Below are 660 nucleotides of genomic sequence, written 5' to 3'. Positions count from 1 at the left end.
TATAGCACCGCTACCGCCGGCAACCAACGTGGTAGGTTTGGATGTTGGCATCACCTCCTTCGTGGTCACCTCTGATGGGCAGGCGGTGGACAACCCCAAGCACCTGTACAGATACCACTACCAGTTAAGGAAAGTGCAGCGTTCAGTATCAAGGAAAAAGAAAGGTGGCAACAACAGACGAAAGGCTGCCCTAAAACTTGCCAGGTTGCACCTGAAAGTAAGGAATACTCGCAAAGACTTCCACCACAAGCTAACGACTCAGTTCATTCGTGAGAACCAAGCGATTGTCGTTGAGAGGCTGCAAGTGCAGCATATGGTCAAGAACCACAAGTTAGCAAAAAGTATCAGTGATGCTGGCTGGTATCAGTTCGTTCAGATGTTAGAGTACAAGTCCAGGTGGTATGGACGGGAGTTCCAGAAGGTAGTCCCGAACTATACTTCTCAGGACTGCTGGGTTTGCGGTTGGCGAAACACCGACCTGCAACTATCGGACAGGGAATGGACTTGTGCCAACGGTCACACCCTTGATAGGGATGTGAACGCTGCTATTAATATAAGAAATAAGGGCGTAGGGCATACGCTGTCAGCTTGGGAGTCAGACACCGATGGTGTCCAATACAACGGCAATGGTCGGGTAGCCCAAGAATCCCACAGTCTTTA

At 50.0% G+C, this 660-nt stretch carries 1 protein-coding gene; it reads left to right on the top strand.

The genetic code is table 11. The annotated features are described in order from the left end of the window. A partial coding sequence (locus tag FJM51_RS26520) for an RNA-guided endonuclease TnpB family protein (protein ID WP_181164743.1) occupies positions 1 to 660 on the top strand: 660 nt, incomplete at both ends.

Origin of the sequence: Amaricoccus solimangrovi (assembly GCF_006385685.1) — a bacterium.
GTDB classification, from domain to species: Bacteria; Pseudomonadota; Alphaproteobacteria; order Rhodobacterales; family Rhodobacteraceae; genus Amaricoccus; species Amaricoccus solimangrovi.
This window is presented reverse-complemented; position numbering and strand designations above follow the sequence as displayed.